Origin of the sequence: Nocardia sp. NPDC059691 (genome assembly GCF_042733915.1) — a bacterium.
GTDB lineage: Bacteria > Actinomycetota > Actinomycetes > Mycobacteriales > Mycobacteriaceae > Nocardia > Nocardia sichangensis.
This window is the reverse complement of the sequence record NZ_JBHWFB010000020.1, coordinates 125,846-151,725: the sequence shown is the minus strand read 5'-3', so window position 1 is coordinate 151,725 and position 25,880 is coordinate 125,846. Positions and strand designations below refer to the sequence as shown.

The window sequence follows — 25,880 nt, the reverse complement described above, 5'->3', positions numbered from 1 at the left end:
GTAGGCGACGTTGAGCTTTCCGCCGACGAACCATTTCGCCACCGGAGCCTCGCTCCAGTCCAGCACCTGGGTGAACGGTTCGTGCCAGTGCAGCCTGCGAGCCTGTTCGGCCCAGAACTCCAGCCGATCGGACCGCGCCCGGTCGTACAGCGCCTCGCTCGCGTTCGCCTGGGCGGCGAACTCCGCGGCGGGCGGGTAGGCGGTGGTGTCGCGGTCATCGGTGGTTGCGCTGGTCACGCGAGATCTCCTAACGAAAGAACAGAGGGGACGAGGAATGCCGGGCAGTGCTCAGTGCACCACCGCCTTCTCGGCGCCGACGCCGGTGAGCGAGCGGACTTCCATCTCCGCGGCCTTGGCCGGGTCCTCGGTCTTACCTCCCACGAAGGTGCCGATGATGCCGAGCAGGAACGCCAACGGGATGGAAACGATGCCCGGGTTGGACAGCGGGAACCAGTCGAAGTCCGAACCGGGCAGCATGGCGGTCTTGCTGCCGGATACCGCGGGAGAGAACACGATCAGCACGATCGTCGAGATCAGGCCGCCGTACATGCTCCACAGCGCGCCGGTGGTGTTGAACCGCCGCCAGAACAGCGAGTACAGGATGGTCGGCAGGTTCGCCGACGCCGCGACCGCGAACGCCAGCGCCACCAGGAAGGCGACGTTCTGGCCGTTGGCCAGGATGCCCAGCGCGATGGCCAGTATGCCGATCACCACGGCGGTGATCCGGGAGACCCGGACCTGTTCGCGCTCACCGGCTTTCCCGCGCTTGATGACATTCGCGTAGATGTCGTGGGCGAACGACGCCGACGCCGTGATGGTCAGGCCCGCGACCACCGCGAGGATGGTGGCGAAGGCGACCGCCGAGATCACCCCGAGCAGCACCACGCCGCCGAGTTCGAAGGCCAGCAGCGGCGCGGCCGAGTTCTGCCCGCCCGCGGCCGCGAGGATGCGATCGGGCCCGACGATCGCCGCCGCGCCGTAGCCCAGGACCAGGGTGAACAGGTAGAACGCGCCGATCAGGCCGATGGCCCAGACCACCGAGCGCCGCGCCTCTTTGGCGGTGGGCACGGTGTAGAAGCGCATCAGCACGTGCGGCAGGCCCGCGGTGCCGAGCACCAACGCCAGGCCCAGCGAGAGGAAGTTGAGCTTCGAGGTCTCGCTGCCGCCGTACTGCGCGCCGGGTGCGAGCACGTCGCGCGCGGCGACGGCCTTGTTCGCCGAACCCGAGACCGCTTCCTGCGCGGAGCCGAGGATCTCGGAGAAGTCGAAACCGAACTTGGCGAACACCATGACGGTCATCAGCGCCGCGCCCACGATCAGCAGCACGGCCTTGATGATCTGCACCCATGTGGTGCCTTTCATGCCGCCGACCAGGACGTACACGATCATCAGCACGCCGACGACGGCGATCACGATGGACTGCCCGGTCTTGTCGGTGACATCCAGCAGCAGCGCGACCAGTCCGCCCGCGCCCGCCATCTGCGCGAGCAGGTAGAACAGCGACACCGTCAGCGTGGACAGTGCCGCGGCGGTGCGCACCGGGCCTTCCTTCAGCCGGAAGCTCAGCACATCGGCCATGGTGAATTTGCCGGTGTTGCGGAGCATCTCGGCGACCAGCAGCAACGCGACCAGCCAGGCGACCAGGAATCCGATCGAGTAGAGGAATCCGTCGTAGCCGTAGACCGCGATGGCGCCCGCGATGCCGAGGAAGCTGGCGGCCGAGAGGTAGTCGCCCGCGATGGCGACGCCGTTCTGCGGACCGGAGAAGCCGCGCCCGCCGGTGAAGTAGTCGGCGGCGGTGGCGTTGTTCCGGCTGGCGCGGATCACCACGATCATCGTGATCGCGACGAAGACGCCGAAGATGGCGATATTGGCGACCGGGTTGCCGACCGTCGCCGCCGCGGCGTAGGTGTGCACGGTGTTCATGCCCGGTCTCCCTCGAGGTAGCCGCGGATTTTCGCTGCGCGCGGATCCAGTTCCCGGTTGGCGAACCGGACGTACAGCGCGGTGATGGCGAAGGTGGAGACGAATTGGCCGAGGCCGAGCAGCAATCCGGCGTTGATCTCGCCGAAGACGGGGCGGCTCATGAAGTCGTGCGCGTAGGCGCCGAGCAGGACATAACCGAGGTACCAGAGCAGGAACAGCGCGGTCATCGGAAACACGAAGCGGCGCAATCGCGTTCGCAGTTCCTGGAATTGGGGGCTCGCCTGGACTTCGGCGAATTCTGCTGCGCTCGGCGCTCGCCGCCCTGCGGTGTCGTCGAGTTCGGTACTGGTCATGATGGTCCTACCAAGTGACGTGGCTTACTTCTCGAGGACGGTAAGCCAGGGATAGGGGCCACCAGTAGGCTGTGGTGTGGGTCACTCCGCGAAGGTGTCCGAATCTGCGGTGAGCGGTCGGTACGGCGCGACGAACGGTCGGCGCGAGCCCGCTCAGTCCGAACGCAGGCTGCGCTCGCGGTCCGCGCCCATGCCCAAGCGCTCCGGCGCGTGCATCCGGACGAAGATCCGGCTCACCGTCCTCGCGCCGAGCCCACGGGTGAACGAACTCACCAGCACCATGGTGGCGAACGCCAGCGGCACGCTGATCGCCGCGGGATAGCTCAGCAACGCGGCGGGCCAGCCGCCCGCCACGTCGTCGGAGAAGCCGCCGGTGACCGAGACAGCGGTCGCGGCGCCCGCCGCGAGTCCGCCCGCGACCAGACCGGCCGCCGCGCCCGTCGCCGTCAGCCCGCGCCACCAGATGCCCAGGACCAGCAGCGGGCACAGCGTGGAGGCGGCCACGGCGAAGGCCAGGCCGACGGTGCGGGACAGATCCAGCGACACCACCGTCAGCGACAGCGCCAGCGGTACCGAGCCCGCGACCAGTGCGGCCGTGCGGAAGTCCCGGATGCGCCCGCGCAGCATGTCGGTGCTGAGCACGCCCGCGATGCTCACCAGCAACCCCGACGAGGTGGACAGGAACGCGGCGATCGCGCCCGCCGCGGCCAGCGCCGCGAGCAGCTGACCAGGCAGCCCCGCGACCACCGACCCGGGCAGCAGTACCACCGCGGCGTCGGAGGTTCCGGTGATCAGCAGTTGCGGTACGTACAGCCGGGCGAAAACGCCGAGCAGGACGGGGAACAGATAGAAGAGGCCGACCAGGCCGATCACCGCGAGCGCGGTCGTGCGCGCGGCCCGCCCGTCTGGGTTGGTGTAGAAGCGCACCAGCACGTGCGGAAGGCCCATGGTGCCGAGGAAGGTCGCCAGGATCAACGAATAGACCTGGTAGCTGGGATGCGGACCGCCGAGTCCGCCGCCGGGCGTCAGCCAGCCCGCGCCGTCGGCGGGGGCGCCGGCCACCACCGGCACCGCCGCTCCGGCCTCGAGCGCCAATCGCGTCCCCGCCGCCAGTTCGTGCGTGCCGGGCGTCAGCGGCACCGTGCCGTCGACGGCGTGCTCGTCGATGGTTCCCGTGATCGAAACCTGTTGCGGTGCACCTACCCGTACCACCACGTCGGTGGTCACGTCGACGGTCGTGCGTTCGGACACCACCGGCGGTGCGGGCGCGCCGAGCTCCCGTTGGTCGGCGAGGAAGTGCCCGAGCAGCACCAGCGCGGGCAGTGCCACCGCGGTCAGCTTCAACCAGTACTGGAACGCCTGGACCAAGGTGATCGAGCGCATCCCGCCACCCACCACATTGGCGATCACGATCGCGCCCACCGCCACCGCGCCCACCCAGTCCGGCACCCCGAGCAAGATGTGCAGCGTCAGGCCCGCCCCTTGGAACTGCGGGATGAGATACACCGCGCAGATGAGCACGACGACGGTGGCGGCGAGTCTGCGTAAACGCACCGAGCCCAGCCGGAATTCGGCGAAGTCGGGCACCGTGTACGCGCCGGAGCGGCGCAGCGGGGCGGCGACGAACAGCAGCAGCGCCAGGTATCCGGCGGTGAAGCCGACCGGGTACCACAGCGCGTCCGCGCCGTATTTCGCGATCAACCCGGCGACTCCGAGAAACGAGGCGGCCGAGAGGTATTCGCCGGAGATCGCGGCCGCGTTCCAGCGCGGCCCCACGCTGCGCGAGGCGACGAGGAAATCGGAGGTGGTGCGCGCCAGCCGCACGCCGTACGCGCCGATCGCAACCGTCGCGAGGGCCGCGAGGATCAGCGCCGCGACCGTCAGCGCGGGCGCCGTGCCGGAGGTCATGACATACCGCCGGGTGGGTCGGCCGGATTCGCGCGGCATCCGGTCGTCGTGACACCTCGACTGGGTGAGCGGAGCGGTTCGGTGCGCGCCGCGTTCCGGGTCGCGGACGTGGTCGACGCGGAGGAGTACCTCCGGGTGGGTCGGCCGGATTCGCGCGATACCCGGTCTCCGCGACCCCTCGGCCGACGGGCGAGTGAAACGGCTACCTGCGCGCCGAGTCTCGTGTCAGGGAAGCGCCCGCACCCGAAGAAGATCGCCGCGGTCGCCGGATGCACCAGCGACAGCCGGGCACCCGCGACAGGTGCGGCGCTCGGAGCGCACGCATGATCACGCGCCGCGTCCAGGCGGGCCGAGCTGCTCCCATGGTGGCGCACGGGTCGATCCCGCCGTATCCCGATCTCGAACGCGGCGTGCGTGTTCTCGGACCAGGTGCACCGATACGCCGAGCGACGAACGAAGCCCGTCGGACCGGAGCGCATCGATACCGTGGTCCGCGCCGCGGCAGGCATTCGGGCCGGTCGCACCGTCAGTCCTCGGCCAGTTCGAGGAAGTCCTGTTCGTTGCGTTCGGCCAGGCGCACGTACGTCCGGCCGATCAGGAACAGCAGCGGGTACACCGCGCCGCCGAGCAGCAACCAGGGCAGCCGGATGCCGAGCACCGTGAACGAGCCGATCGAACCGATGCCGAACAGTATGGGCAGCGCGCACAGCAGCGCGATCGTCACCAGGCCCACGCGCAGCGCGAGCCCGAGTTGCGCGCGGATCAGGCCGCCGATGAGCGCCTCGCCGAACTCCGTCTGCTCGGCGACCTCGACTCTCGTGCGCACTCGCCGCGCGCCGCGTCGTTCGGAGAGCACCACGCGCTCGCGCGCCGGACGCTGCGGCGCGGTCACTGATTGCCCCAGTGTTGCCGGGGCCTGTGCACCAGCCGCTGTTTCAGTTCACGCACCTGCCTTCGGCTCACCGGCAGTTCGACCGCTTGCGCGTCGCCCTCGGCCCGCAGGCACACCACCGTGCCGGAACCTATCGTGCGCAGCCCGGTGACCAGCCGCAACGCCACCAGATACGAGCGGTGCACCCGCAGGAATCCCGCGTCGTGCCAGCGTGCTTCCAATGCCGACAACGGGATCCGCACCAGATGCGATCCGGCGCTCGTGTGCAGCCGCGCGTAATCCCCGTCGGCTTCCACCCAACTCACGCTCGACCTCGGTACCAGCGTGGTCACTCCGCCCAGTTCCACTGGGATGACCTCGCTCGGATCGGCGCGCTCGTCGGCGGCAGGCCGGTGCGGCGCGCTGCGGGACGCCGCGATTCGCCGCACCGCCTCGGCGAGCCGCGCTTCGCGCAGCGGCTTGAGCAGGTAGTCCACCGCGCCCAGATCGAACGCGGCGATCGCCCGGTCGTCGTGGGCGGTCACGAACACCACGGCGGGCGGATTGGCGAACTCCGACAGGATGCCCGCCAGCTCCATACCGTCCAGGCCGGGCATGTTGATGTCCAAAAACACCGCGTCCACGGGATGAGCGCGCAGCACCCGCAACGCGCTGGTGGCATCGCCCGCCGCGCGGATCTCCCCGATCTCGGCCCGTGCGCGCAGCAGATACACCAGCTCGTCCAGAGCGGGCTTCTCGTCGTCCACGGCGAGCACGCGCAGCGCGCCCGCCGGCTTGCCGGTAACGCGGGTCACAATCGCTCCATCGTAAGGGGCTCGCGCTGGGCAGCCGAGCCGGTGCCGTCGGCGTGAGGCTGCCTACTCGTGTGCGTCCGCGTTCGAGCCGGGATGCCTGGTGGGCACGGGCCCGTGCTTCTGGGCGTTGCATGGGTGGTCGCGTGCCTGCGTCCGGGCGTTGCGTGTGCCGGTTTCGTGGCTCGATGTGCGTTGTGGGCGCGAGCTGTCCTGCTTAGGGCGCGTCGCGCGCCGGTTTCACGGCCGGATGCCCGCGCGGAATTTCGGAACCCGCAGGCTGACCTTCGTGCCCGCGCCCGGCGCGGTCTCCACGACCAAGCCGTAGTCGTCGCCGAAGGCCGCGCGCAACCGGTCGTCGACGTTGGCCAGGCCGACGTGCGCGGCCTCTCCGGAGCCCGCGGGGCCCGTCCCGGTGTCGACGGCGTCCAGCGCGCCGGAGCGCAGCAGATCCGGGTCCATGCCGACGCCGTCGTCCTCGACGCTGATCACACAGTCGGTTCCCGCGTCGGTGGCGACGATGCTGACGGTGCCGCCGTGGGCGGCGCCCGCCAGTCCGTGCCGCACCGCGTTCTCCACCAGCGGCTGGAGCGCGAGGAAGGGGAGGACCACGCCGAGCACCTCGGGCGCGATCCGCAGCCGGACCTGGAGGGCGTCGCCGAAGCGGGCGCGTTCCAACGCGAGGTAGCGCTCGATGTTGCGCAGCTCGTCCGACAGCACCGTGAACTCGCCCGCGGCGCGGAAGGAGTAGCGGGTGAAGTCGGCGAACTCGAGGATCAGCTCGCGGGCCCGCGCCGGATCGGTGCGGACGAACGAGGCGATGGTGTTCAGCGCGTTGTAGATGAAGTGCGGGCTGATCTGCGCCCGCAGCGCGCGCACCTCGGCCCGGTCCAGCCGGGCCCGCGACGCGTCCAGTTCGGCCAATTCGAGCTGTCCGCAGGCGTACCGCGCCACTTCGGCGACCGCACCCAGCCGCCCCGGCCCCGGTTGCCCGGTATTCACGACGCCCAGCACACCGGCCACGCCGTTGGATTCGATCAGCAACGGTTGCGCGATCAGCGTGCGCCCGGCGTGTTCGCCACGGCCGGGTCCGGCCACGAGCACCGGACGCTCGCCCGCGACGGCGCGTTCGGCGGCTTCGCCGAAGTACTCGGCCAATTCGGCGTGCGGCCCGTCCCAGGCGAGCAGCGTGCCGTCGGCGTCGGCCAGCGCGAGCGCCTCGGCGCCGGTGAGCGCGCGCAGATGGGGCGCGGCTTCCCGCGCGGACTCCTCGGTCAGCCCGCGCCGCAGCGGAACCGCCGCCAGCGACGCGGTGTGCAGCGCCGAATGCACCGCCCGCTCGGCGGGGGTGGTCACCACTCTGCGGGTGCGCGACCAGATCAGCAACGCACCAGCGATCAACGCGGCCGCGGCCACGACGGCCAGCGCGGTGGTCATGGCGGGCAGCGGCGCGGGGACTTCATGGGCCGATTATCGCGGTGCTCCGATCGCGCGCGGCAGGTGGCGGCCATGTGGTGCGGACGCGGTGCGCATCCGATCCAGACAGCGCTTGCGCGAACGGGCCGAATCCGGCAACGGGGGCGCGCCGAGGGCGCTGTGCGGCTTGCCGGGAGATCGTGTGCGGCATGGTGGCGGCCGTGGGCGTGAATACGGGCGGGCCACCGAGCGCGGGCGCTCGCGCCAGCCGATCGACACGGCGGTCGCCCGAACGGGCCGAGTCATCGGGGTGTTCCGGCATTCGGCACGATCGCGACACTCGCGGAAATCGGCCGCTCAGACGGCGAGTCGCCAGGACGCGCCGGTGATCTTCCCCACCGACACGCCGGGTGCCCGAGGAGCGTCCGCGAGCCGTTCCGAACCAGTCGGTGCGCCCGCCTAGAATCGGTCCAGCCAACCCCCGTCGAGACCTTGGGAGGAAGGACCGTCTTGGCCGCCTCGTCCGGATCGTTCGTCCATCTGCACAACCACACCGAGTACTCCATGCTCGATGGGGCGGCGAAGATCTCGCCACTGTTCACGGAGGCGAAACGGCTGGGGATGAACGCGGTCGGGATGACCGACCACGGCAACATGTACGGCGCCTCGGAGTTCTACAACTCGGCCAAGAAGCACGACATCAAGCCGATCATCGGCATCGAGGCCTACATCGCGCCCGCCTCGCGGTTCGACACCAAGCGCGTGCAGTGGGGCGATCCGAGCCAGAAGGGCGACGACGTCTCCGGCTCCGGCGCCTACACGCACATGACCATGGTCGCCGAGAACGCGACCGGCCTGCGCAACCTGTTCAAGCTCTCCTCGCTGGCCTCCATCGAGGGGCAGCTCGGCAAGTGGGCGCGCATGGACGCGGAGATCATCGCCCAGTACGCCGAGGGCATCATCGCCACGACCGGCTGCCCCTCCGGCGAGGTGCAGACCCGTCTGCGTCTCGGCCACGACCGTGAGGCGCTGGAGGCCGCCGCGAAGTGGCAGGAGATCTTCGGCAAGGACAATTTCTTCCTCGAGGTCATGGACCACGGCCTGTCCATCGAGCGCCGGGTGCGGGAGGGGTTGCTAAACGTCGGCAAGCAGCTGGGCATTCCGCCGCTGGCCACGAACGACTGCCACTACGTCACCAAGGACCAGTCGAGCAACCACGAGGCGTTGCTGTGTGTGCAGACCGGCAAGACGCTGTCGGACCCCACCCGGTTCAAATTCGACGGTGACGGCTACTACCTGAAGTCCGCCGAGGAGATGCGCGCGCTCTGGGAAGCCGAGGTGCCCGGCGCGTGCGACAACACGGTGCTGATCGGCGAACGGGTCCAGTCCTACGACGACGTGTGGGCCTTCAAGGACCGCATGCCGGTCTTCCCGGTGCCCGAGGGCGAGGACCAGGATTCCTGGTTGCGCAAAGAGGTCGACCGAGGCCTGGCGCGCCGGTTCCCCGGCGGCGTGCCCGAGGAGTACTACACCCGCGCCTACTTCGAACTCGACGTCATCAAGCAGAAGGGCTTCCCCGCCTACTTCCTCGTCGTCGGCGACCTCGTCAAGCACGCGCGGGAGGTCGGCATCCGCGTCGGTCCCGGCCGTGGTTCGGCGGCCGGTTCGCTGGTGGCCTACGCGCTCGGCATCACCAATATCGACCCGCTGCCGCACGGCCTGCTGTTCGAGCGGTTCCTGAACCCGGAGCGCCCGTCCGCGCCCGATATCGATATCGACTTCGACGATCGCCGCCGTGGTGAGATGGTCCGCTACGCCACCGAGAAGTGGGGCACCGACCGGGTCGCCCAGGTGATCACCTTCGGCACCATCAAGACCAAGGCCGCGATCAAGGACTCCGCGCGCGTCCAGTTCGGCCAGCCCGGTTTCGCCATCGCCGACCAGATCTCCAAGGCGCTGCCGCCGCCGATCATGGCCAAGGACATCCCGCTGTCGGGCATCATGGACCCCGATCACGAGCGGTACAAGGAGGCAGCCGAGGTCCGCGAGCTCATCGGCAGCAACCCGGATGTGGCCAAGATCTACGAGACCGCGCGCGGTCTGGAGGGCCTGATCCGCAACGCCGGTGTGCACGCCTGCGCGGTGATCATGTCCTCCGAGCCGCTGATGGACGCGATCCCGGTGTGGAAGCGGCCCCAGGACGGGGCGATCATCACCGGCTGGGACTACCCGTCCTGCGAGGCCATCGGCCTGCTGAAGATGGACTTCCTCGGCCTGCGCAACCTCACCGTCATCGGTGACGCGCTGGACAACATCAAGGCCAACCGCGGCATCGACCTGGACATGGACAACCTGCCGCTGGACGATCCCGCGACCTACGAATTGCTCTCGCGCGGTGACACGCTCGGCGTCTTCCAGCTCGACGGCGGCCCCATGCGCGACCTGCTGCGCCGCATGCAGCCGACCGGCTTCAACGACATCGTCGCCGTGCTCGCGCTGTACCGGCCCGGCCCGATGGGCATGAACGCGCACAACGACTACGCTGACCGCAAGAACGGGCGGCAGCCGATCAAGCCGATCCATCCGGAGCTGGAGGAGCCGCTCAAGGACATCCTCGCCGAGACCTACGGCCTGATCGTCTACCAAGAGCAGATCATGTTCATCGCGCAGAAGGTCGCCTCCTACTCGATGGGCAAGGCCGACGCGCTGCGCAAGGCCATGGGTAAGAAGAAGCTCGAGGTGCTCGAGGCCGAATACAAGGGCTTCCACGAGGGCATGACCGCCAACGGCTTCTCCGAGGCCGCGGTGAAGGCGCTGTGGGACACCATCCTTCCGTTCGCCGGCTACGCGTTCAACAAGTCGCACGCCGCGGGCTACGGCCTCGTCTCGTTCTGGACCGCCTACCTCAAGGCCAACTACCCGGCCGAGTACATGGCGGGCCTGCTCACCTCCGTCGGTGACGACAAGGACAAGGCCGCGGTCTACCTGTCCGACTGCCGCCGTCTCGGCATCACCGTGCTTCCGCCGGACGTCAACGAGTCCGAGCAGAACTTCGCCTCGGTCGGCAAGGACATCCGCTTCGGTCTCGGCGCGGTGCGCAACGTCGGCGCGAACGTCGTCGCCTCGATCATCCAGGCGCGCAAGGAGAAGTCGAAGTTCACCGACTTCTCCGACTACCTGAACAAGATCGACGCGATCGCCGCGAGCAAGAAGGTCACCGAATCGCTCATCAAGGCGGGCGGTTTCGACTCGCTCGGGCATCCGCGCAAGGGTCTGATGCTGATCCACTCGGACGCCATCGATGCCGTCATGGCCACCAAGAAAGCCGAGGCGATGGGTCAATTCGACCTGTTCGGCGGCTTGGACGCCGACGAGTCGGTGACCTCGGTGTTCAACGTGAAGGTGCCCGAGGACGAGTGGGAGTCCAAGCACCGGCTCGCGCTGGAGCGGGAGATGCTCGGGCTGTACGTATCCGGGCATCCGCTCAACGGCGTCGAGCACGTGCTCGCCGCGCAGGCCGACACGCAGATTCCCGCCATCCTGGAAGGCGACATCAAGGACGGCACTCAGGTGACCGTCGGCGGCATCCTGGCCTCGGTGAACCGGCGCATCAACAAGAACGGTCTGGCCTGGGCCTCGGCGCAGCTGGAAGACCTCACCGGTGGCATCGAGGTGTTGTTCTTCCCGCAGTCGTACTCGGTGTACGGCATGGACGTCGTCGAGGACGCCGTGGTGCTGGTCAAGGCGCGTGTCTCGGTCCGCGACGACCGAATCTCGTTGATCGCCAACGATCTCGCCGTGCCCGACCTCTCCGCCGTCGGCGTGGCCAAGCCGCTCGCGGTCACCGTCACCACCCGCATGTGCACACCGGACAAGATCGGCGAACTCAAGCGCGTCTTGTCCAGGCACCCCGGCACGTCGGATGTCCATATCCGGCACGTCGGCGCACGAGACAAGACCACACTGCTGAAACTCGATGAGCGCCTGCGCGTCTCACCGTCGTCGGCGCTGATGGGTGATCTGAAGGCGCTGCTCGGCCCGGGCTGCCTGGCCAGCTGATCGGCGGATTCCGCACCGTCGGGTTCGGGTCGGCGGTCGGGCTGTCCGGCGGTTGTGTGACCCGCAGCGATGCCGGCCCGGTCGCCGGCCGCTCGCGCCGTCGTCGGGCGGCGTGGGGCCGGTGCGATCGACCCGACAGCCACGGTGTCGCCGCAATTCGAAAGCAACAGTGTCGGCGCATCCGCCGATGCGCCGACACCACGGACCCCGCCGGATCCAGCCCGGCCGCGATCAGTCGCCTGTATCGCCGATCGGCCGCGTGCCGGCCTCGCGTGCGCTTCGCCGCGGCGCGGAGACGGAACGGCACCCGTCAGGGCGAATGGTCACCGCTCCCGCCGTGAGCGATCACCGTTGAGCGGCAAGGCAAGCCCGTCGAGCGGCGCGGACCTCGGCGACGAACAGTTCTGGTTGTTCCCACGCGGCGAAATGACCACCGCGCGCGGGCTGTCCCCAGTGCACGATGTTGGTGAAGCGCTTGGCTGCCCAGCGCTGTGACGGGCGGGGCACCTCGGCGGGGAACACGCTGCCGGCGGTCGGCACTGTGATCTGGTCGCCGACCGCGGTGGTGAACCACTCGGTGACTTCGGTGATGCTCTCCCAGTAGAGGCGAGTGGAGGAAGCGCCCGTCGCGGTCACCCAGTAGAGCATCACGTTGTCCAATACCCGGTCGCGGTCCAAGACGGTGTCGAGGTCATCTTCGTGGTCGCTCCAGGTCCAGACCTTCTCCATGATCCACGCGCACAGCGCGGCCGGTGAGTCCAGTAACCCATAACCCAGAGTTTGCGGGCGCGTGGCGTGGACCGCCGAGTAGGCGGATCCGGTGCGGGTGCGTTCCTCGAGATCGCTGAGGGCCCGCCGTTCGGCCTCGGTGAGGTGGGCTTCGTTGCGCTCGGGTGCGGCCAGCGGTGGGATGAGGTGCAGGCCGAGCAGTCTGTGCGGTTGCTGCAATGCGATGCTGGTGGAAATGCTGCTGCCCCAGTCGCTGCCTGCGGCTATGAACTTCTCGTAGCCGAGCCGGGTCGTCAACTCGGCCCAGGCATGTGCGATGCGGTGGATGCCCCAGCCCGGCTCGGTGGGACGACCGCTGAAACCGTAGCCCGGCAGGGACGGCGTGACGACGTGGAACGCGTCGGCGGGATCGCCGCCGTACGCTGCCGGATCGGTGAGCGGGCCGAGGACTTGCTCGAACTCCAGGAACGAGCCGGGCCAGCCGTGAGTGAGGACGAGCGGGACGGCTTCCGGATACGGAGAACGGACGTGGAGCGCGTGTATCGGCACGCTGTCGATCTCGGCGACGATCTGCGGAATTCGGTTCAGCCGCGCTTCGGTGGCCGACCAGTCGTATTCGTCGGCCCAGTACCGGCACAGCTCTCGCAGATACGACATCGGCACACCTTGGGACCAGTCGGTGACCGGCTCACGCTCCGGCCACCGGGTGCGACGGAGCCGTTCGCGTAGGTCACGCAGATCAGCCTCGGCAATATCGATCCGGTAGGGACGAACGCGGTCGGTCATGGTTGTTCTCTCTGCTCTGCCGGTTGAACGGTTTTCAACAGTTGGCGCGCCAGGCCCAGGTAACGGAGTTCGATCCCGGCGCTTCCGGTGCGGGGAATCCGCATCCGAGCGATCACCACATGAACTCGGCGGCAATGGAACCGACCCCCCCGTCCATTGTCCAGCCCCCCTCGGCAGCGCGGTCCGGCTCTACGCTCGGTCAGGCCCGCGTTCCACCCGTGCGGTCCGACCACCGGATGCCCGGCGGCCGGAGAGGATCCGTCCGCCGGACAACCTCGGATGCGTTCAGCTCTCGACCGGAAGTCCGGCGTCGGTCCAATCCTGGATGCCTTCACGGTACTTCCGGACGTTGGTGTAGCCGAGAGCTTCCAGCTTGGTGGCCACGTGCTGGCTGTTGGCGCAGGCGGCATTCGAGCAGTAGGTGACGATCGCGGCGTCCTTTGCCGGAAGCAGTTGCGGGGCTTTGGTTTCCACGTCGGCTTCGACCAGGTTGAGCGCGCCGGGAAGATGCGCTTTGGCGTAGTACTCGGCGCCGAGCGCGTCGATGACGGTCACCGAACCCGCCTCGATCTGCTCGGCGAGTTCCTGGCGCGTGATCAGTTCGGTCATGGCAGTGCCTCCTTCAGGCGAAATTTATGTGCGTGCGCACGCTATTATATGTGTGCGTGTGCACGCAACTGGTATGCTTCGATTCGTGCCGAATTCCGTGAGCCGTTCCCACCCGGCCGTCCGCGCGTGGTCCGCGCTGCTTCAGGTACACGCCAAGCTGGTGCCGGAGCTGGACGCGGAACTACGTCGCGCCACCGCGCTGCCACTGACCTGGTACGACGTCCTTCTGGAACTCGACGGACCGCAGGGGCTGCGGGTGAGCGATCTCGGCGAACGGGTCGTGCTGAGCAGGACGCGGGTGAGTCGCCTGGTCGGCGAACTGGAGTCGCACGGCTTGGTGCGCCGTGAGCCCAATCCGGACGACGGGCGTTCAGCGTTCGTGAGCATCACCAAGGCTGGTCGGCAGCGGCTGCGGGCGGCGGCTCCGCACTATCTGGCCGGGATCGAACGCCGGTTCAGCGGCCTCAGCCCGGACGAACTCCGAGCTCTGGCCGGGGCGCTACGCAAGGCGCTGGGCCCGGCCGACCTGTCCGATCCGAAGCGCTAGCGAGCCGGTCGCCGTCATCGCGCTGGCACCGCGCGCGGTCCTGTTCCTGTGCTGCTGCCGCCCGGCGCTGACGCCCGATCGGCTGACCGGCGCTCGAAGCCCCTCGATCAATCCCTGGCCGACGCCATCGGGCCTCGTGCAGTGGCCGCCCAGGGCCTCGCCGAGGCAGAACGGCTCGAATGCCACAGGCCGCGGCGCGGCTGGGCGCGCACACCAGTGGCATCGAGGTGCTGTGCGCACCGGCCGCTGCGTTGGCGGCGACTTCGAGGCGCTAGCCAGCCCGGGTCGACGCGGCGGGTCGTGCGCGGTCAGGAATGGAGCCACTGCTCGATCTGCTCCAGATTCGCGGCGGAGATGACGACGTCACCGTTTTCGGCGTCCAGCAGCTTCCAGTCGTGCGGTGACACCGGATCGCGCACCAGAAAGTAGCCCGCTCGCGTGGCGCGGTCGGTGAGGTCGCGGAATCGCTCGGAGTTCGGATCCGGTGCGGCCGCTGCGGTTCGATTCATGAGGGATTGCTCCATGGGCGGTGTTGTCGTGCGGAATCCGGCGTGATGCGCCCGGCGGCGACCAACGCGGCGAATGCGGCGCGCTTTCTGGCGCAGTCGTGATCGCGGTGTAACTGCATGGCGTGGTGTGCTGCGGCGACGGTCAGCGGCTGGGCGGGTGCGGCGCATGTCCACGCTTCCGGCCACCGGACCGGGCGCGAATGACTCTGCGAGCGAGTCGGTTTGCGCCGAGGAGCGAATCGGCGCGGCTGATCGGTCGGCCACACGCACCCGACGCCGAGCAGCACCGCGCCACATCCCGCGAATACCGTCACGATGCTCGACAGCAGGGCCCATATCCCCACGCGGCTCACCGCTGGCAGCCGTCGCCGGAACCGGTGCGCAGGTCCTCGGCGAGCTCGTGCAATCCGTCCAGAACCTGCTGGAACGTCCAGAGTTCCGGTGCGGTGTCGGCGTGCGGCAGGTGGTCGGTGTGGTCGGTAGGGAAGGCGATACCGCGCCGGTGAGCGCGTTCGCGCGGGCTCGACTCCTGTGGCACGATCCGGCCACGCCGTACCAAGGTGTAGAAGGCGACCCACTTCCACGCGCACCGATCGACCCGGCATCCCCGGTGCCGCCGCATAAGCCGGTGCGCCAACTCGACGTCGGCCGAGCCGCAGATTCTCGGCGGCGCGACCACCACGCCGCCTTCCTTCTGATTACGCACGATCTTTCCTATCCCTTCCTGCCCACCCGGGCTGGTGATGTCATGAGTGGCACATGGCTGCGGCATTTCGCGAGTGGGCTCTCCATCATGTGCCGCTGATCTTGAATCTCGGGGGCCTTCACGCTTCGGGTGGGTAAGTAGCCAGCGTGTTTCGGCCGCGGTGGGTGATTTCGTAGCGGTTTCTTCGGGCTCCGGTCACGATGAGGTCGTGGTTGATGAGGTTCGCCAGGGCTTGGCGGGTCTTCCATTCGGTGAGGCTGGCCGACACCTTGATCTGATGTTCGGTGAGCATCCCGCCGCAGTTCAGCGCGCGCAGGATTCGGACTTCGGCGGCGGAGAGGCTTTCATGTCGCGTGGCCATGCGGCTATGTTGCTGCAGGCCAACAGCATCCGGGCTGGGAAAACGGGCGGTCCGATGAAGTCGGCCATCCGCCCAGAGCCCGGACCGGTCCACACGTAGTTCGAAGTCCGAACCGGACCGGCATCTGGGCCGTTTCGGACCGAGCAGGGGAAAGGGGAGCGATGGGGAAGGACGATCAGCCTGGTTCGACATTGCCGCGTCGGCAACTCGGGCGGGCATTACGGGAGGCTCGGGAAGGTGCCGGGTTCACGCTCGAGCGCGCCGCGCAGCTCATGGAAATGGGCAAGACCTCGGTCGGCAGGATCGAGAAGGGGCAGAACGACAAAATAAGGCTGCGCGACGTAGATGCGTTCGGCGAGTTGTACGGGCTCGACGCGGCGCAGATCGAGGAGCTGAAAGCTCTTGCTCAGCAATCAGCGACGAAATCGTGGTGGCAGTCATCGCGGCATCTGCTTCTGCCTGGATACAACACGTATCTAGGGCTCGAAGCCGGTGCATCGAATTTGCATTTCTACCAACCTTTGGTCATGCCAGGCCTATTGCAGGTAAAGGACTATGCGACAGCTATCGAGGGACCGATTTTCCCGGCGGAGACGGCTGCGGACATCGAAAGGCGCGTGATTCTGCGGCTACAGCGGTCGTCCATCCTCACTCGCCATTACAGCCCTGTGCGGGCCGAGTTCATACTGCACCAAAGCGTGCTACACACAATCGTTGGATCGCCGCGCACAATGGGCATACAGCTACGGCACGCAGCTGACATGGGTACACGTGAGAACGTGACTGTTCGTATCCTGCCGTATTCGGCAGGCCATCCGGGGCACCACGTAGCAACTCCGTACATAGTTCTGGACTTCCCGCGAGACGCTCGCGGCTACGTGGAGCCATCCGTCGTCTACACCGAAAGCATCATCGGGCGTATGTTTTTCGAGGATGACGCCGATGTGAACCAGTTCCGTGCAGTACACGAGTCCCTCCGGGCTGCCGCCCTGGAGGAACAAGCGTCGAGGGACCTTCTCAGGAAGACAGCAAGGAGTTACGAACAGTGAACATCGACCTATCCGGCGCGCAGTGGTTCAAATCGAGCCGCAGCACCGGCCAAGAAGCATGTGTCGAAGTTGCGTGGCTCGAGGCAGGGTACGTCGGTGTTCGCGATTCGAAGAACCCAACCGGCCCGGCGCTGATCTTCGCGCCGGGCCAGTGGGATGTCTTTGCCTCCGGCATCCGTGACGGGAAGTTCGACCGATCGGCTTGAACTGGATTCCCGCCGCGAACAACAGCGGCCCCGCACCCGAGCAACGCATGGTCGGGCCAGGGCCGCTGACGGAGCTATCAGTTCACCTCCGCCGGGGTCGGGGCAGGTGTGTCGACCGACGCGCGTGAAACCTCCTTGCGGTGCAGCGCGTGGCTGCAAGCGACGACGGCGAGGGCGGCGAGGCCGAGAATCACGCCGATCCAGGCGACCGCCGGGTAGCCGAGGCCCGCGCTGATGGCCAGCCCGCCGATCCAGGGGCCTGCGGTGATGCCGACGTTGAACGAGGAGATGTTGGTGGCTCCCGCCAGGGTGGGCGCGTCGCCCGCGAGGGTGAAGACGCGGCTGTTCAGGGTCGGGTTGATGCCGAAACCGAAGGCGCCCAACAGGAACGACAGCAGTACGACGGGGACGGTGTGCTCCATCGTGAGGGCGAGTAGCGCCGAGGTGAGCACGCCGCCGGTAATGCCGACGTACAGGCTGGTCAGCGGGTGATTGTCGGCGGTGCGCCCACCGATGACGATGCCGAGGAACGCGCCGAGTCCGTAGATGCCGAGTACCGCCGGAATCCAGCCGTCCGCCATGCCGGTGGTGCGGGACAGCAGAGCGCCGAGGTAGGCGAAGGTGACCATCAGGGCGGCGATCGCGAGCGCGGTGGTGGCGTAGGAAAGCCAGAGCGCGGGGCGCATCATCGTGCGCAGTTCGGTGCTCAGGCGTAGCGGCGCGGCGGTCCGTCCGCCGGGGATCTTCGCCAGCACGCCGATCCCGGCCGCCGCCGACAGCAGCGCGACCGCCCAGAACGCCGCGCGCCAGCCGAGCTGTTGTCCGATCACGGTGCCCGCCGGAAGCCCGATGATGATGGCCAAAGTGAGCCCGCCCGCGACGATGCTCATCGCCTTGCCGCGCGCCGTGGCCGGGACGAGACCGATCGCCGTTGTCGCGGCAACCGCCCAGAACCCGGCGTAGACGAACGCGCCGACCACCCGCGTCGCGAACAGCACCCAGTACTCCGAGGTGAGCGCTCCGACGACATGAGTGCCGACGAACACCGCGAGGAAGGCGAGCAGTGCGGTGCGCCGCGACCAGCGCAGTGTCGCCACCGCCAGTACCGGCGCGCCCACCAGCATGCCCAGTGCGAAGCCCGAGATGAGCAGGCCCGCGCGCGGCACGGAGACGCCCAGGTCTGCGGCCATCTCGGTGAGCAGGCCCGCGAGCATCAGCTCCGAGGTGCCCTGGGCGAAGATCGACAGACCCAGGACGTAGATCGCCACGGGCATCGGTACCTCCTTATTTTGTACTGATCTATCCAAAATTAGGCGCGGCGAGGCCGTCGCCGAAGTCGACAAGTCTCAGAGGGCGTCGAGGGCGGTGGTCGCGATGGCGGTCAGTGTTCCGCGGTCCGCGCCGCCGCGTGCGGCCACCCGCATCCCTCCGATCGTGGCGATCACGAAGTGCGCCAAGGCGGTCGGTTGTTTGTCCGGCGCGATCTCACCGGCGCGCCTGGCCGTCTCGAACACGTCCGTCAGCACGGCGAGTCGTCGCTGGTAATCGGTGGCGAGAACGGCGGCCAGTTCGGGGTCGCGCGGGGCCAGTTCGATCGTCGAGTTGACCACGAGGCAGCCGAGCGGGTCCTCGTCCGGGGCCTCGACGATCTGCCACAGCAGGGCGCGGATCTTGCCGCGCACCCCAGTCTCGCTGTCGAGCAGTTCGAACGTCGCCGCGTTCTTGGCTGTCATGTATCGGCGCAGGGCGCGGCCGAACAGGTCCCGCTTGCTGGTGAAGGTGTTGTAGATGCTGCTGCGGCCAAGGCCGGTCGCGGCGCAGAGGTCTTCGGTGGAGGTCGCCTCGTATCCCGCGCGCCAGAACGCGTGCATCGCCGCGTCCACCGCGCGGTCCTCGTCGAAGGATCTGGGTCGTGGCATGGGTTTACGCTAGCACGGTTTTGAACAGATCGTTCCAATATACTTCGAAGGGCCTTCTGGCCAGCGTTGTTCCGGAGTCCAAGCGGCTGTTAAGCGTCCGATAGGCGGGCTCGCGGATAGTTCTGAGCGAGTCCACTCCAGGAAACGAGGATCATCATGCAAGCCATCCTGCGCACCCTGCGCCTGCTCGTACTCGGCGTCACGCTGTTCGTGCCCGCGTTCGCCGTCGCGACGGTCGGCGCGGGCGCCGCGAACGCGGGCGCGGTCGAGTTGATCGAGTTCGCGCCGGGAAGCGATCACGCGTCGGTCGGCGGAGCGGTCGTGCGCGGCGACGCCGACACCTACGTGCTCGAGGCGCGGGCGGGGCAGACCCTGACCACCGAACTCATCTCGGTCGAGGGCAACGCGCGGTTCAGCGCCACCGCCCCGGACGGACGCGTGCTGTGCGCCGAGGAGACCGGGAGCCGGATCACTCTGCCGCAGAACGGTTACTACACGATCTCGGTAGCGCCGAGCCGGGGCAACGCGACCTACACCTTGTCGGTGCGCATCGTCTGAGCCCTCAGGGCGACACCGCGACACCGAGCGTCTGGGCGACCAGGAAGCGGGGAGCGTGCTCCCCGTAGAACGACTCGGCGTCGCGGATCTCGAAACCGGCGTCTGTCACCAGGCCGCGAATGTCGCGGTTGAGGTGGCAGCCGCCGAACAGTCGTTTCTGGACCGGGTTCAGCCGGTTCTGCCACGCCCGCACCTTCTCGTCGGGCGCAAGCCCATGCTCGACGAAATGCAAGGTCCCGCCGGGGACGAGCACCCGGCGCACCTCGGTGAGCGCGGCGGCGATGTCGGGGATGGTGCACATCGTCCAGGTCGACAGCGCGCAGTCGAAGGCGTCGTCCGGGAAGGGCAGCGCCTGCCCGTCCAGCCCGGCCCGCTCGACCGGCACGGTGGCGGCGGCGACGCGTTCGCTCGCCAGCCGCCAGCCGAGATCGGCGGGCTCGACCGCGCGCACCGACGCGACCTTCGCCGGGTAGAACGGGACGTTCAGTCCCGAACCGAAGCCGAGTTCCACGACCTGTCCGTGCAGTCCGGCACACACCCGCTCGCGCAGCGGAGCCAATTCCCGCAATCCGCAGGACCGGTTGACGATCCGCGGCAGCACATGCTCGGCATAGGCACCCATGCCTTCACTCTGACAGGCATCGCCCATTGCGACCAGGGCTGCACGGCCCCAGCCCGACAGTTTTCCGCGCCTTTGCGGTCCTCTGCTCGACCCGGCCCCAGTGGCTGCACGGGACCGAGGGAAGCGGCTCCGGCCAGCCGGTCAGGAAGCCGGGACCGCAGGTGCCGCCGCGCCTGAGGCCGGTGACCGTATCGGGCGGACCGGGCGTGCCCGTGGGATGCTGGCGCGGTGACTGTGTTCGAAGTCTGGGCACCGCGGCCGGAGTCGGTGCGACTGGATCTGGAGGGTGTCGTCCATTCGATGACGCGGTCGCCGGATGGGTGGTGGCGCGCCGACGTGCCCGCCGCGAACGGCGCCAGGTACGGCTTCCTGCTCGACGACGATCCGACCGTGCTGCCCGATCCCCGCTCGCCGCGCCAGCCCGACGGCGTGCACGCCCGCTCGGCGCTGCACACCCTCGATCCGGCGGGGTGGACCGATGCGGCGTGGACCGGTCGGCCGCAGGCCGGGGCGGTCTACTACGAACTGCACATCGGGACCTTCACCCCGGAAGGCACCTTCGACGCCGCGATCGAACGGCTCGACCACCTGGTCGGGCTGGGCGTCACCGTGGTCGAAGTGATGCCGGTGAACGCCTTCGACGGCCCGCACAACTGGGGCTACGACGGCGTGCTCTGGTACGCGGTGCAGGAGAGCTACGGCGGGCCCGACGGCCTGCAACGATTCGTGAACGCCTGTCATGCCCGCGGGCTCGCGGTCTGCCTCGACGTCGTCTACAACCACCTCGGCCCGTCCGGGAACTACCTGCCGCGCTTCGCGCCCTACCTGACCGAGGGCCGCAACACCTGGGGGCAGAGCCTCAATCTCGACGGCCCGCAGTCCGATCACGTGCGCGGGTACGTCATCGACAACGCGGTGCGCTGGCTGCGCGATTTCCACATCGACGCGCTGCGCTTGGACGCGGTGCACGCCCTGGTCGACCGCACCGCCACCCACCTGCTGGCCGAACTCGCCGTCGCGACCGAGCGCCTGGCCACCCACGTGCGCAGGCCGCTGACGCTCATCGCGGAGAGCGATCTCAACGATCCGAAGCTGATCACCCCGCGCGCGGCGGGCGGCTACGGCCTGACCGCGCAGTGGAACGACGACCTGCACCACGCCGTGCACACCGCGGTCTCCGGTGAGCGGCAGGGCTATTACGCGGACTTCGGTTCCCTGCGCTGCCTGGCCCACACGTTGAAGCACGGGTTCTTCCACGCCGCAACGTATTCCAGTTTCCGTGGCCGCACGCACGGCCGCCCGATCGATCGCAGCCTGATCCCGGGCAGCGCGCTGCTGGCCTACACCTGCGATCACGACCAGATCGGCAACCGCGCGCTGGGCGAGCGCCCGAGCGCCTATCTCACCGACGGCCAGCTCGCGATCAAGGCCGCCCTGGTGCTGTGCGGACCGTTCACGCCGATGCTGTTCATGGGGGAGGAGTGGGGCGCCCGCACACCGTTCCAGTTCTTCACCTCGCACACCGACCCGGATGTCGCCGCCGCCACCGCATCCGGGCGCAAGAAGGAGTTCGCCCAGCACGGCTGGCCCGAGGGCGAGGTGCCCGACCCACAGGATGTGAAAACGTTCCTGCGCTCCAAACTCGATTGGACGGAAGCCGACGAGCCGGGCCACGCCCGGCTGCTGTCGTGCTATCGCGCGCTGCTCGCCCTGCGCCGCGATCGTGCGGAGCTCAGCGATCCCTGGTTGACCCACGTTTCGGTGGACTACGACGAGTCCGCGCGGTGGATCGTCGTTCGCCGGGGCACCCTGGCCCTGGTGTGCAACCTCGGCGAGGACCAGGTCGCGGTGCCGATCGCGGGCCTTCCGCTGCTGTCCTGGGAATCCCCGACGATCGGCCGTTCCGCCACAACCGTTCCCGGCCACTCGTTCACCCTGCTGGAGACGGCGCCGCCCGGCCCGCGCTGAGCGCGTGGAACCCCAGCTCGCGGCAGCCTTTCGGGCACTCGCCCGGTAACGGGCGTACAACTGTCCGAGACAGGTACTTTGCCGGAATCGTCCCATGCCATTACCGTGGAGAGATGAGCAACGTCGCTTCCGGGGACTTTGCGGTTCTTCCCCCGGGGATGGGTGGCAGCGCTGCCGCCGAATTCGCACCGTTCGTGCGCGCTTTCGCACGGGCGTTCGGCAATCGCCGGGGCGCGGGGGCGGCGTTCACGCTGCACCGGCACGGAGAGCCGTTGGTGGACATCTGGGTCGGCTCCGGCGGTGACGTTCCGTGGACCAGGGACACCGGCACGATCATCTTCTCGGCCACCAAGGGGATCGCGGCCACCGTCGTGCACCGCCTCGCCGACCGCGGGTTGCTCGATTACTCCGCTCCGGTCGCTGAATACTGGCCGGAGTTCGGCGTCAACGGCAAGCACAAGATCACCATTCGTCATCTGCTCACCCACCGGGCGGGACTGTCCGCGCTGGCCCCGATCGCCACTGGCGGCCTGGCCGACGTGCTGGACCACGAACTCATGGAACAGCGCCTGGCCGCGGCCAAGCCCGACCGCCTGCTCGGCGTTCCCACATACCACGCGCTCACCTTCGGCTGGCTGGTCGGAGGCTTGACGCGCGCGATCACCGGCACCGGCCTCAGCGAGCTGATCCGCACCGAGGTCGCCGAGCCGCTCGGCATCGAAGGGCTCCACCTGGGCAGGCCGCCCGCCGGTGCGCCGATCACCTACGCCCCGCTGGCGGGCACCCAGCTGAGTGCGCTCGGAAAGCCGCTCGGCGCAGCGGTTCTCGGCCGTAGCCACCGGATTCCCGGCGCGCTGGGGGCCGCCACCCGCTGCCTGTTCCTGCCCGGTCTGGAAGCCATCCTCGAGGGCGTCAGCCCGCCGATCCTGGACACCGAACTCGGTGCGGGCAACGGTGTGGCCACCGCGCCGGCACTGGCCACGATGTACGGCGCGCTCGCGGGCGACGGCACCGTGGCCGACCACAGGTACCTCGGCCGCCGCACCATGAAGGCGCTGCGCCGCGTCGAGACCTACCAGCCCGATCGCGCGCTGTTCTACCTGCCGATGATGTGGCGTCTGGGCTACCACTCGCTGCCGATGCCGGGCGCCCACGCCGGGTTCGGGCACATCGGCCTCGGCGGCTCCTTCGGCTGGGCCGAACCCCGGCTGGGCCTGTCGGTCGGCTTCGTGCACAACCGGCTCTCCGTCGCGCAGCTCAGCTACGACCAGTCGGCGGCGTTCTGGTTGCTGCCGCTCATGCTGAACTGCCTGCGTTCGTCCCGCCGCCGGATCCCGGCCGCGCAGACACCCAAGGCTGCGTGACGCGTCGGATTTCGGCTGCGCTGACGCCCAAGGCTGCGTGACGCGTCGGATTTCGGCCACGCAGACGCCCAAGGCCACGTGGCACGTCGGATCCCGGCTGTGAAAAGGCCCGAGCGTGGCATGTCGGATTGCGGTCGCGCGGAGGCCCGAGGCTGCGTGGCAGTCGGATGCTGGCCGCGCGCTGCGTGACGCGTCGGATTTCGGCTGGGCACACGCCCAAGGCTGCGTGACGCGTCGGATCCCGGCTGCGCGGAGGCCCGAGCGTGACATGTCGGATTGCGGTCGCGGCGGAGGCCTCAGGCTGCGTGGCAGTCGGATACCGGTCGGTCAGACGCCCGAGGCCGCCTGACCGCCGGAGTCGGGCTCAGGTCAGGTAGCGGTAGGCCGGTGAATCGGGCTCGAGGCGCTCGCACTGGATCGGGGAGTGATGCATCCGTTCCAGCAGCGGCGCCAGCCCGTCGGGGGCGCCCAGTTCGATGCCGACCAGCGCCGCGCCCGTCTCCCGGTTGTTGCGCTTGACGTACTCGAACAGCGTGATGTCGTCTTCCGGGCCGAGTACCTCGTTGAGGAAGCGGCGCAGCGCGCCGGGTTCCTGCGGGAAGTCCACCAGGAAGTAGTGCTTGAGCCCGCTGTGCACGAGCGAGCGCTCGATGATCTCGCCGTAGCGGGAGACGTCGTTGTTGCCGCCGGACACCAGGCACACCACCGTGGAGCCCGGCTCTACGGTGATCTCCGCCAGCGCCGTCGTGGTGAGCGCGCCCGCGGGCTCGGCGATGATGCCCTCGCTCTGGTACAGGTCGAGCATGGTCGTGCAGATCGCGCCCTCGTCGACCTGCATCATCTGGAAAGTGCCCGCGCCTCTGGGAGATTCGGTGGTGGTCAGCAGCGGCAGCGACGCGTGCGAGACCACGCGCCCGCCGAATCCGGACACCGCCGCGTACGGCACGGCGCCCACCCGGCGCACCGCGGCGCCGTCGACGAACGGATCGATCTCCGGCAGCGTGACCGGACCGCCCGCCACCAGAGCCGCGGTCATCGAGGCCGCGCCCGCGGGCTCCACGCCGAGGATGGCGGTGCGGGGGGATCGGGCGCGCAGGTAGGTGCCGATGCCCGCCAGGCAGCCGCCGCCGCCCACGGGCACGATCACCAGGTCAGGGGTGGTGGGGAGCTGTTCCAGGATCTCCGCGGCGATGGTGCCCTGACCAGCCGCGGTGCGGGTGTCGTCGAACGGTGGCACCATGGTCGCGCCGGTGCGCTCCACGTCGGCGGCGGCGGCCGCGGCGGCGGCGTCGTAGGTCTCGCCGACCGCGATGAGCTCGACGAACTCTCCGCCGTGCACCCGGATGCGGTCACGCTTCTGCTTCGGCGTCGTGGTCGGCACGTAGATGCGGCCCTTGATCCCCATCGCCTGGCAGGCGAACGCGACGCCCTGCGCGTGGTTGCCCGCGCTGGCCGCGACCACGCCGGCGGCGCGTTCCCGCTCGGTCAGCTGGACCACGAGGTTGTAGGCGCCGCGCAGCTTGTAGGAGCGGACCGCGCTGAGGTCTTCGCGCTTCAGATAGACGTTCGCCCCGGTCAGCTTGGACAGCCGCTCGCTGCGCTGCAGCGGGGTCGGATCAATGACGTCGGCAATTCGCTTGGCGGCAGCGTCGATCTCGTCCGCGGTGAGGGCGGGACGAGAAGCGGTCAGTGCGTCGAGGACATCAAGCGGATCGGACACCCCGAATATGCTGCCACCCGCCGCGGCGGCGAGCTGCGGCGGGTGGCGGTGACACGCGGGCTACCTGCGCAGAAGCTACTGCGGGGTGAGAACGAAGACGGGGATCTGACGATCGGTCTTGGTCTGGTAGTTCGCGTAATCCGGCCACACCTCGACCGCGCGCTCCCACCACTGCGCCTTCTCGTCGCCGAACACCTCGCGGGCGGTGTAGTCCTTGTTGACCGTGCCGTCGCGCAGTTCGACGTGGGGTTCGGCCTTGATGTTGTGGTACCAGACGGGATGCTTCGGCGCGCCGCCCAGCGAGGCGACCACGGCGTACTCGCCGTCGTGTTCCACCCGCATCAGCGGGGTCTTGCGCAGCTTGCCGGTCTTGGCCCCTTTAGTGGTGAGCAGGATGATCGGCACACCTTGCAAGGTCGCGCCCTCGGTGCCGCCGGAGTTCTCGTACTTCTCGGCCTGTTCGCGGGCCCAGTCGGATGTACTCGGTTCGTATTCACCTGTCAGTGGCATATCTGCGGCAACGCCGCGGCGATTACTTGTGTTCCCGGCGACAAAAAGTTCGCTGGCCCGAACTTCCAATTCCGACTACCCTGAGGGGATGGCGGTCGTTCACTCCTCGGCGCGCGGCACCACGATCGACATCGCGGGTAGCGCGTGGCCGGTATACAAGCTCGACGCACTGGTCGTCGGCTTGGTGACCTGCCTCGTCCTGGCCCTGATCACCGGATCGCTGCAACTCGCGGTACTCGTCGCGGCAGCGCTCGGCGCGGCGCGGTGGCTGATCGGCATGGCGGTCGCGGGTCTCGGCGAGGGGCCCGGCGGCACGCCGTAGCGCGCCCCGCATTAACGCTTCCCCGTCGCAGGCGATGAATTCGAGTAGTC

The 25,880-nt window shown here is 68.7% G+C and carries 25 protein-coding genes; 8 read left to right on the top strand and 17 right to left on the bottom strand.

The features are described 5' to 3' along the window. The 7 genes from ACFV2O_RS33850 to ACFV2O_RS33820 form a co-directional block, all read right to left on the bottom strand. On the bottom strand, nucleotides 1-237 hold a 237-nt coding region (locus tag ACFV2O_RS33850), incomplete at its 3' end, for an acetyl-coenzyme A synthetase N-terminal domain-containing protein (RefSeq protein WP_379255695.1). Between the two features lie 51 nt (nucleotides 238-288). Continuing rightward, nucleotides 289-1,926 (bottom strand): cation acetate symporter, encoded by a 1,638-nt coding sequence (locus ACFV2O_RS33845; protein WP_379255693.1) that lies wholly within the window; start codon nucleotides 1,924-1,926, stop codon nucleotides 289-291. After that, on the bottom strand, nucleotides 1,923-2,279 hold the full coding sequence (locus ACFV2O_RS33840) for a DUF485 domain-containing protein (RefSeq protein ID WP_355078337.1): 357 nt from the start codon (nucleotides 2,277-2,279) through the stop codon (nucleotides 1,923-1,925). Before ACFV2O_RS33840 ends, ACFV2O_RS33845 begins: the two co-directional genes overlap by 4 nt. A gap of 153 nt (nucleotides 2,280-2,432) precedes the next feature. Next, nucleotides 2,433-4,187 (bottom strand): cation acetate symporter, encoded by a 1,755-nt coding sequence (locus tag ACFV2O_RS33835; RefSeq protein ID WP_379255691.1) that lies wholly within the window; start codon nucleotides 4,185-4,187, stop codon nucleotides 2,433-2,435. Nucleotides 4,188-4,713: 526 nt separating this feature from the next. Beyond that, on the bottom strand, nucleotides 4,714-5,079 hold the full coding sequence (locus tag ACFV2O_RS33830) for a hypothetical protein (RefSeq protein ID WP_355078335.1): 366 nt from the start codon (nucleotides 5,077-5,079) through the stop codon (nucleotides 4,714-4,716). Beyond that, nucleotides 5,076-5,873, bottom strand: a complete 798-nt coding sequence (locus tag ACFV2O_RS33825; RefSeq protein WP_356967693.1) for a LytTR family DNA-binding domain-containing protein — start codon at nucleotides 5,871-5,873, stop codon at nucleotides 5,076-5,078. Before ACFV2O_RS33825 ends, ACFV2O_RS33830 begins: the two co-directional genes overlap by 4 nt. A gap of 237 nt (nucleotides 5,874-6,110) precedes the next feature. Continuing rightward, nucleotides 6,111-7,307, bottom strand: a complete 1,197-nt coding sequence (locus tag ACFV2O_RS33820) for a sensor histidine kinase (RefSeq protein WP_379255689.1) — start codon at nucleotides 7,305-7,307, stop codon at nucleotides 6,111-6,113. A gap of 489 nt (nucleotides 7,308-7,796) precedes the next feature. Here ACFV2O_RS33820 and dnaE point away from each other — a divergent pair, with 489 nt between their 5' ends. Next, the gene (gene dnaE, locus ACFV2O_RS33815) at nucleotides 7,797-11,345 is read left to right on the top strand and encodes a DNA polymerase III subunit alpha (protein ID WP_355078332.1); all 3,549 of its coding nucleotides are present in this window, start codon (nucleotides 7,797-7,799) and stop codon (nucleotides 11,343-11,345) included. Nucleotides 11,346-11,690: 345 nt separating this feature from the next. On the opposite strand, the gene ACFV2O_RS33810 is transcribed toward dnaE, so the two are convergent. Further along, nucleotides 11,691-12,860, bottom strand: a complete 1,170-nt coding sequence (locus ACFV2O_RS33810; protein ID WP_379255687.1) for an epoxide hydrolase family protein — start codon at nucleotides 12,858-12,860, stop codon at nucleotides 11,691-11,693. 285 nt (nucleotides 12,861-13,145) lie between these two features. After that, nucleotides 13,146-13,469 (bottom strand): rhodanese-like domain-containing protein, encoded by a 324-nt coding sequence (locus tag ACFV2O_RS33805; protein WP_356967711.1) that lies wholly within the window; start codon nucleotides 13,467-13,469, stop codon nucleotides 13,146-13,148. A gap of 85 nt (nucleotides 13,470-13,554) precedes the next feature. Here ACFV2O_RS33805 and ACFV2O_RS33800 point away from each other — a divergent pair, with 85 nt between their 5' ends. Further along, nucleotides 13,555-14,016, top strand: a complete 462-nt coding sequence (locus ACFV2O_RS33800; protein ID WP_379255686.1) for a MarR family winged helix-turn-helix transcriptional regulator — start codon at nucleotides 13,555-13,557, stop codon at nucleotides 14,014-14,016. A gap of 308 nt (nucleotides 14,017-14,324) precedes the next feature. Here ACFV2O_RS33800 and ACFV2O_RS33795 read toward each other — a convergent pair whose 3' ends face one another. From ACFV2O_RS33795 to ACFV2O_RS33785, 3 genes are all read right to left on the bottom strand, one after another. Next, nucleotides 14,325-14,525, bottom strand: coding sequence for a hypothetical protein (locus ACFV2O_RS33795; RefSeq protein WP_355078323.1), 201 nt, complete (start codon nucleotides 14,523-14,525; stop codon nucleotides 14,325-14,327). A gap of 349 nt (nucleotides 14,526-14,874) precedes the next feature. Next, complete coding sequence (locus ACFV2O_RS33790) at nucleotides 14,875-15,231, bottom strand: hypothetical protein (RefSeq protein WP_355078322.1); 357 nt, start codon at nucleotides 15,229-15,231, stop codon at nucleotides 14,875-14,877. Nucleotides 15,232-15,349: 118 nt separating this feature from the next. Beyond that, nucleotides 15,350-15,592, bottom strand: coding sequence for a hypothetical protein (locus ACFV2O_RS33785; protein WP_355078321.1), 243 nt, complete (start codon nucleotides 15,590-15,592; stop codon nucleotides 15,350-15,352). Between the two features lie 161 nt (nucleotides 15,593-15,753). Between ACFV2O_RS33785 and ACFV2O_RS33780 the strand changes: the two genes are divergently transcribed. Both ACFV2O_RS33780 and ACFV2O_RS33775 read left to right on the top strand, forming a co-directional pair. Further along, nucleotides 15,754-16,641: a helix-turn-helix domain-containing protein gene (locus ACFV2O_RS33780; RefSeq protein WP_379255684.1), complete on the top strand. Its 888-nt coding sequence runs from the start codon at nucleotides 15,754-15,756 to the stop codon at nucleotides 16,639-16,641. Further along, the gene (locus ACFV2O_RS33775) at nucleotides 16,638-16,847 is read left to right on the top strand and encodes a DUF397 domain-containing protein (protein WP_355078319.1); all 210 of its coding nucleotides are present in this window, start codon (nucleotides 16,638-16,640) and stop codon (nucleotides 16,845-16,847) included. Before ACFV2O_RS33780 ends, ACFV2O_RS33775 begins: the two co-directional genes overlap by 4 nt. A gap of 77 nt (nucleotides 16,848-16,924) precedes the next feature. On the opposite strand, the gene ACFV2O_RS33770 is transcribed toward ACFV2O_RS33775, so the two are convergent. Further along, nucleotides 16,925-18,121, bottom strand: a complete 1,197-nt coding sequence (locus ACFV2O_RS33770; RefSeq protein WP_379255682.1) for a Cmx/CmrA family chloramphenicol efflux MFS transporter — start codon at nucleotides 18,119-18,121, stop codon at nucleotides 16,925-16,927. A gap of 72 nt (nucleotides 18,122-18,193) precedes the next feature. Next, on the bottom strand, nucleotides 18,194-18,766 hold the full coding sequence (locus ACFV2O_RS33765) for a TetR/AcrR family transcriptional regulator (RefSeq protein WP_379255680.1): 573 nt from the start codon (nucleotides 18,764-18,766) through the stop codon (nucleotides 18,194-18,196). A 156-nt stretch (nucleotides 18,767-18,922) separates the two neighbouring features. Here ACFV2O_RS33765 and ACFV2O_RS33760 point away from each other — a divergent pair, with 156 nt between their 5' ends. Further along, entirely contained in the window at nucleotides 18,923-19,324 is a 402-nt protein-coding gene (locus tag ACFV2O_RS33760) for a hypothetical protein (protein ID WP_379255678.1), read from the top strand. 4 nt (nucleotides 19,325-19,328) lie between these two features. Here ACFV2O_RS33760 and ACFV2O_RS33755 read toward each other — a convergent pair whose 3' ends face one another. Then, nucleotides 19,329-19,946 carry a class I SAM-dependent methyltransferase gene (locus ACFV2O_RS33755; protein WP_379255676.1) on the bottom strand — a complete coding sequence of 206 codons (618 nt, stop codon included), beginning with the start codon at nucleotides 19,944-19,946 and terminating at the stop codon, nucleotides 19,329-19,331. 228 nt (nucleotides 19,947-20,174) lie between these two features. Here ACFV2O_RS33755 and treZ point away from each other — a divergent pair, with 228 nt between their 5' ends. After that, nucleotides 20,175-21,914 carry a malto-oligosyltrehalose trehalohydrolase gene (treZ, locus tag ACFV2O_RS33750; protein ID WP_379255674.1) on the top strand — a complete coding sequence of 580 codons (1,740 nt, stop codon included), beginning with the start codon at nucleotides 20,175-20,177 and terminating at the stop codon, nucleotides 21,912-21,914. A 113-nt stretch (nucleotides 21,915-22,027) separates the two neighbouring features. Then, nucleotides 22,028-23,278: a serine hydrolase domain-containing protein gene (locus tag ACFV2O_RS33745; protein WP_379255673.1), complete on the top strand. Its 1,251-nt coding sequence runs from the start codon at nucleotides 22,028-22,030 to the stop codon at nucleotides 23,276-23,278. A 364-nt stretch (nucleotides 23,279-23,642) separates the two neighbouring features. Here ACFV2O_RS33745 and ilvA read toward each other — a convergent pair whose 3' ends face one another. Continuing rightward, nucleotides 23,643-24,998: a threonine ammonia-lyase IlvA gene (ilvA, locus tag ACFV2O_RS33740; protein ID WP_355078312.1), complete on the bottom strand. Its 1,356-nt coding sequence runs from the start codon at nucleotides 24,996-24,998 to the stop codon at nucleotides 23,643-23,645. Between the two features lie 75 nt (nucleotides 24,999-25,073). Beyond that, on the bottom strand, nucleotides 25,074-25,508 hold the full coding sequence (locus tag ACFV2O_RS33735; protein WP_379255671.1) for a nitroreductase family deazaflavin-dependent oxidoreductase: 435 nt from the start codon (nucleotides 25,506-25,508) through the stop codon (nucleotides 25,074-25,076). 88 nt (nucleotides 25,509-25,596) lie between these two features. On the opposite strand from ACFV2O_RS33735, the gene ACFV2O_RS33730 reads away from it, so the two are divergent. Next, nucleotides 25,597-25,830 carry a hypothetical protein gene (locus ACFV2O_RS33730; RefSeq protein WP_355078310.1) on the top strand — a complete coding sequence of 78 codons (234 nt, stop codon included), beginning with the start codon at nucleotides 25,597-25,599 and terminating at the stop codon, nucleotides 25,828-25,830. The last annotated feature ends 50 nt before the right edge of the window (nucleotides 25,831-25,880 follow it).

Coding starts and splice junctions, on each gene's coding strand:
- ACFV2O_RS33795 (WP_355078323.1), bottom strand. CDS start 14,525: ATGAATCGAACCGCAGCGGCCGCACCGGATCCGAACTCCGAGCGATTC.
- ACFV2O_RS33730 (WP_355078310.1), top strand. CDS start 25,597: ATGGCGGTCGTTCACTCCTCGGCGCGCGGCACCACGATCGACATCGCG.
- ACFV2O_RS33735 (WP_379255671.1), bottom strand. CDS start 25,508: ATGCCACTGACAGGTGAATACGAACCGAGTACATCCGACTGGGCCCGC.
- ACFV2O_RS33845 (WP_379255693.1), bottom strand. CDS start 1,926: ATGAACACCGTGCACACCTACGCCGCGGCGGCGACGGTCGGCAACCCG.
- ACFV2O_RS33765 (WP_379255680.1), bottom strand. CDS start 18,766: ATGCCACGACCCAGATCCTTCGACGAGGACCGCGCGGTGGACGCGGCG.
- ACFV2O_RS33770 (WP_379255682.1), bottom strand. CDS start 18,121: ATGCCCGTGGCGATCTACGTCCTGGGTCTGTCGATCTTCGCCCAGGGC.
- ACFV2O_RS33810 (WP_379255687.1), bottom strand. CDS start 12,860: ATGACCGACCGCGTTCGTCCCTACCGGATCGATATTGCCGAGGCTGAT.
- ACFV2O_RS33785 (WP_355078321.1), bottom strand. CDS start 15,592: ATGGCCACGCGACATGAAAGCCTCTCCGCCGCCGAAGTCCGAATCCTG.
- ACFV2O_RS33805 (WP_356967711.1), bottom strand. CDS start 13,469: ATGACCGAACTGATCACGCGCCAGGAACTCGCCGAGCAGATCGAGGCG.
- ACFV2O_RS33755 (WP_379255676.1), bottom strand. CDS start 19,946: ATGGGTGCCTATGCCGAGCATGTGCTGCCGCGGATCGTCAACCGGTCC.
- ACFV2O_RS33745 (WP_379255673.1), top strand. CDS start 22,028: ATGAGCAACGTCGCTTCCGGGGACTTTGCGGTTCTTCCCCCGGGGATG.
- ACFV2O_RS33820 (WP_379255689.1), bottom strand. CDS start 7,307: ATGACCACCGCGCTGGCCGTCGTGGCCGCGGCCGCGTTGATCGCTGGT.
- ACFV2O_RS33835 (WP_379255691.1), bottom strand. CDS start 4,187: ATGACCTCCGGCACGGCGCCCGCGCTGACGGTCGCGGCGCTGATCCTC.
- ACFV2O_RS33780 (WP_379255684.1), top strand. CDS start 15,754: ATGGGGAAGGACGATCAGCCTGGTTCGACATTGCCGCGTCGGCAACTC.
- ACFV2O_RS33760 (WP_379255678.1), top strand. CDS start 18,923: ATGCAAGCCATCCTGCGCACCCTGCGCCTGCTCGTACTCGGCGTCACG.
- ACFV2O_RS33840 (WP_355078337.1), bottom strand. CDS start 2,279: ATGACCAGTACCGAACTCGACGACACCGCAGGGCGGCGAGCGCCGAGC.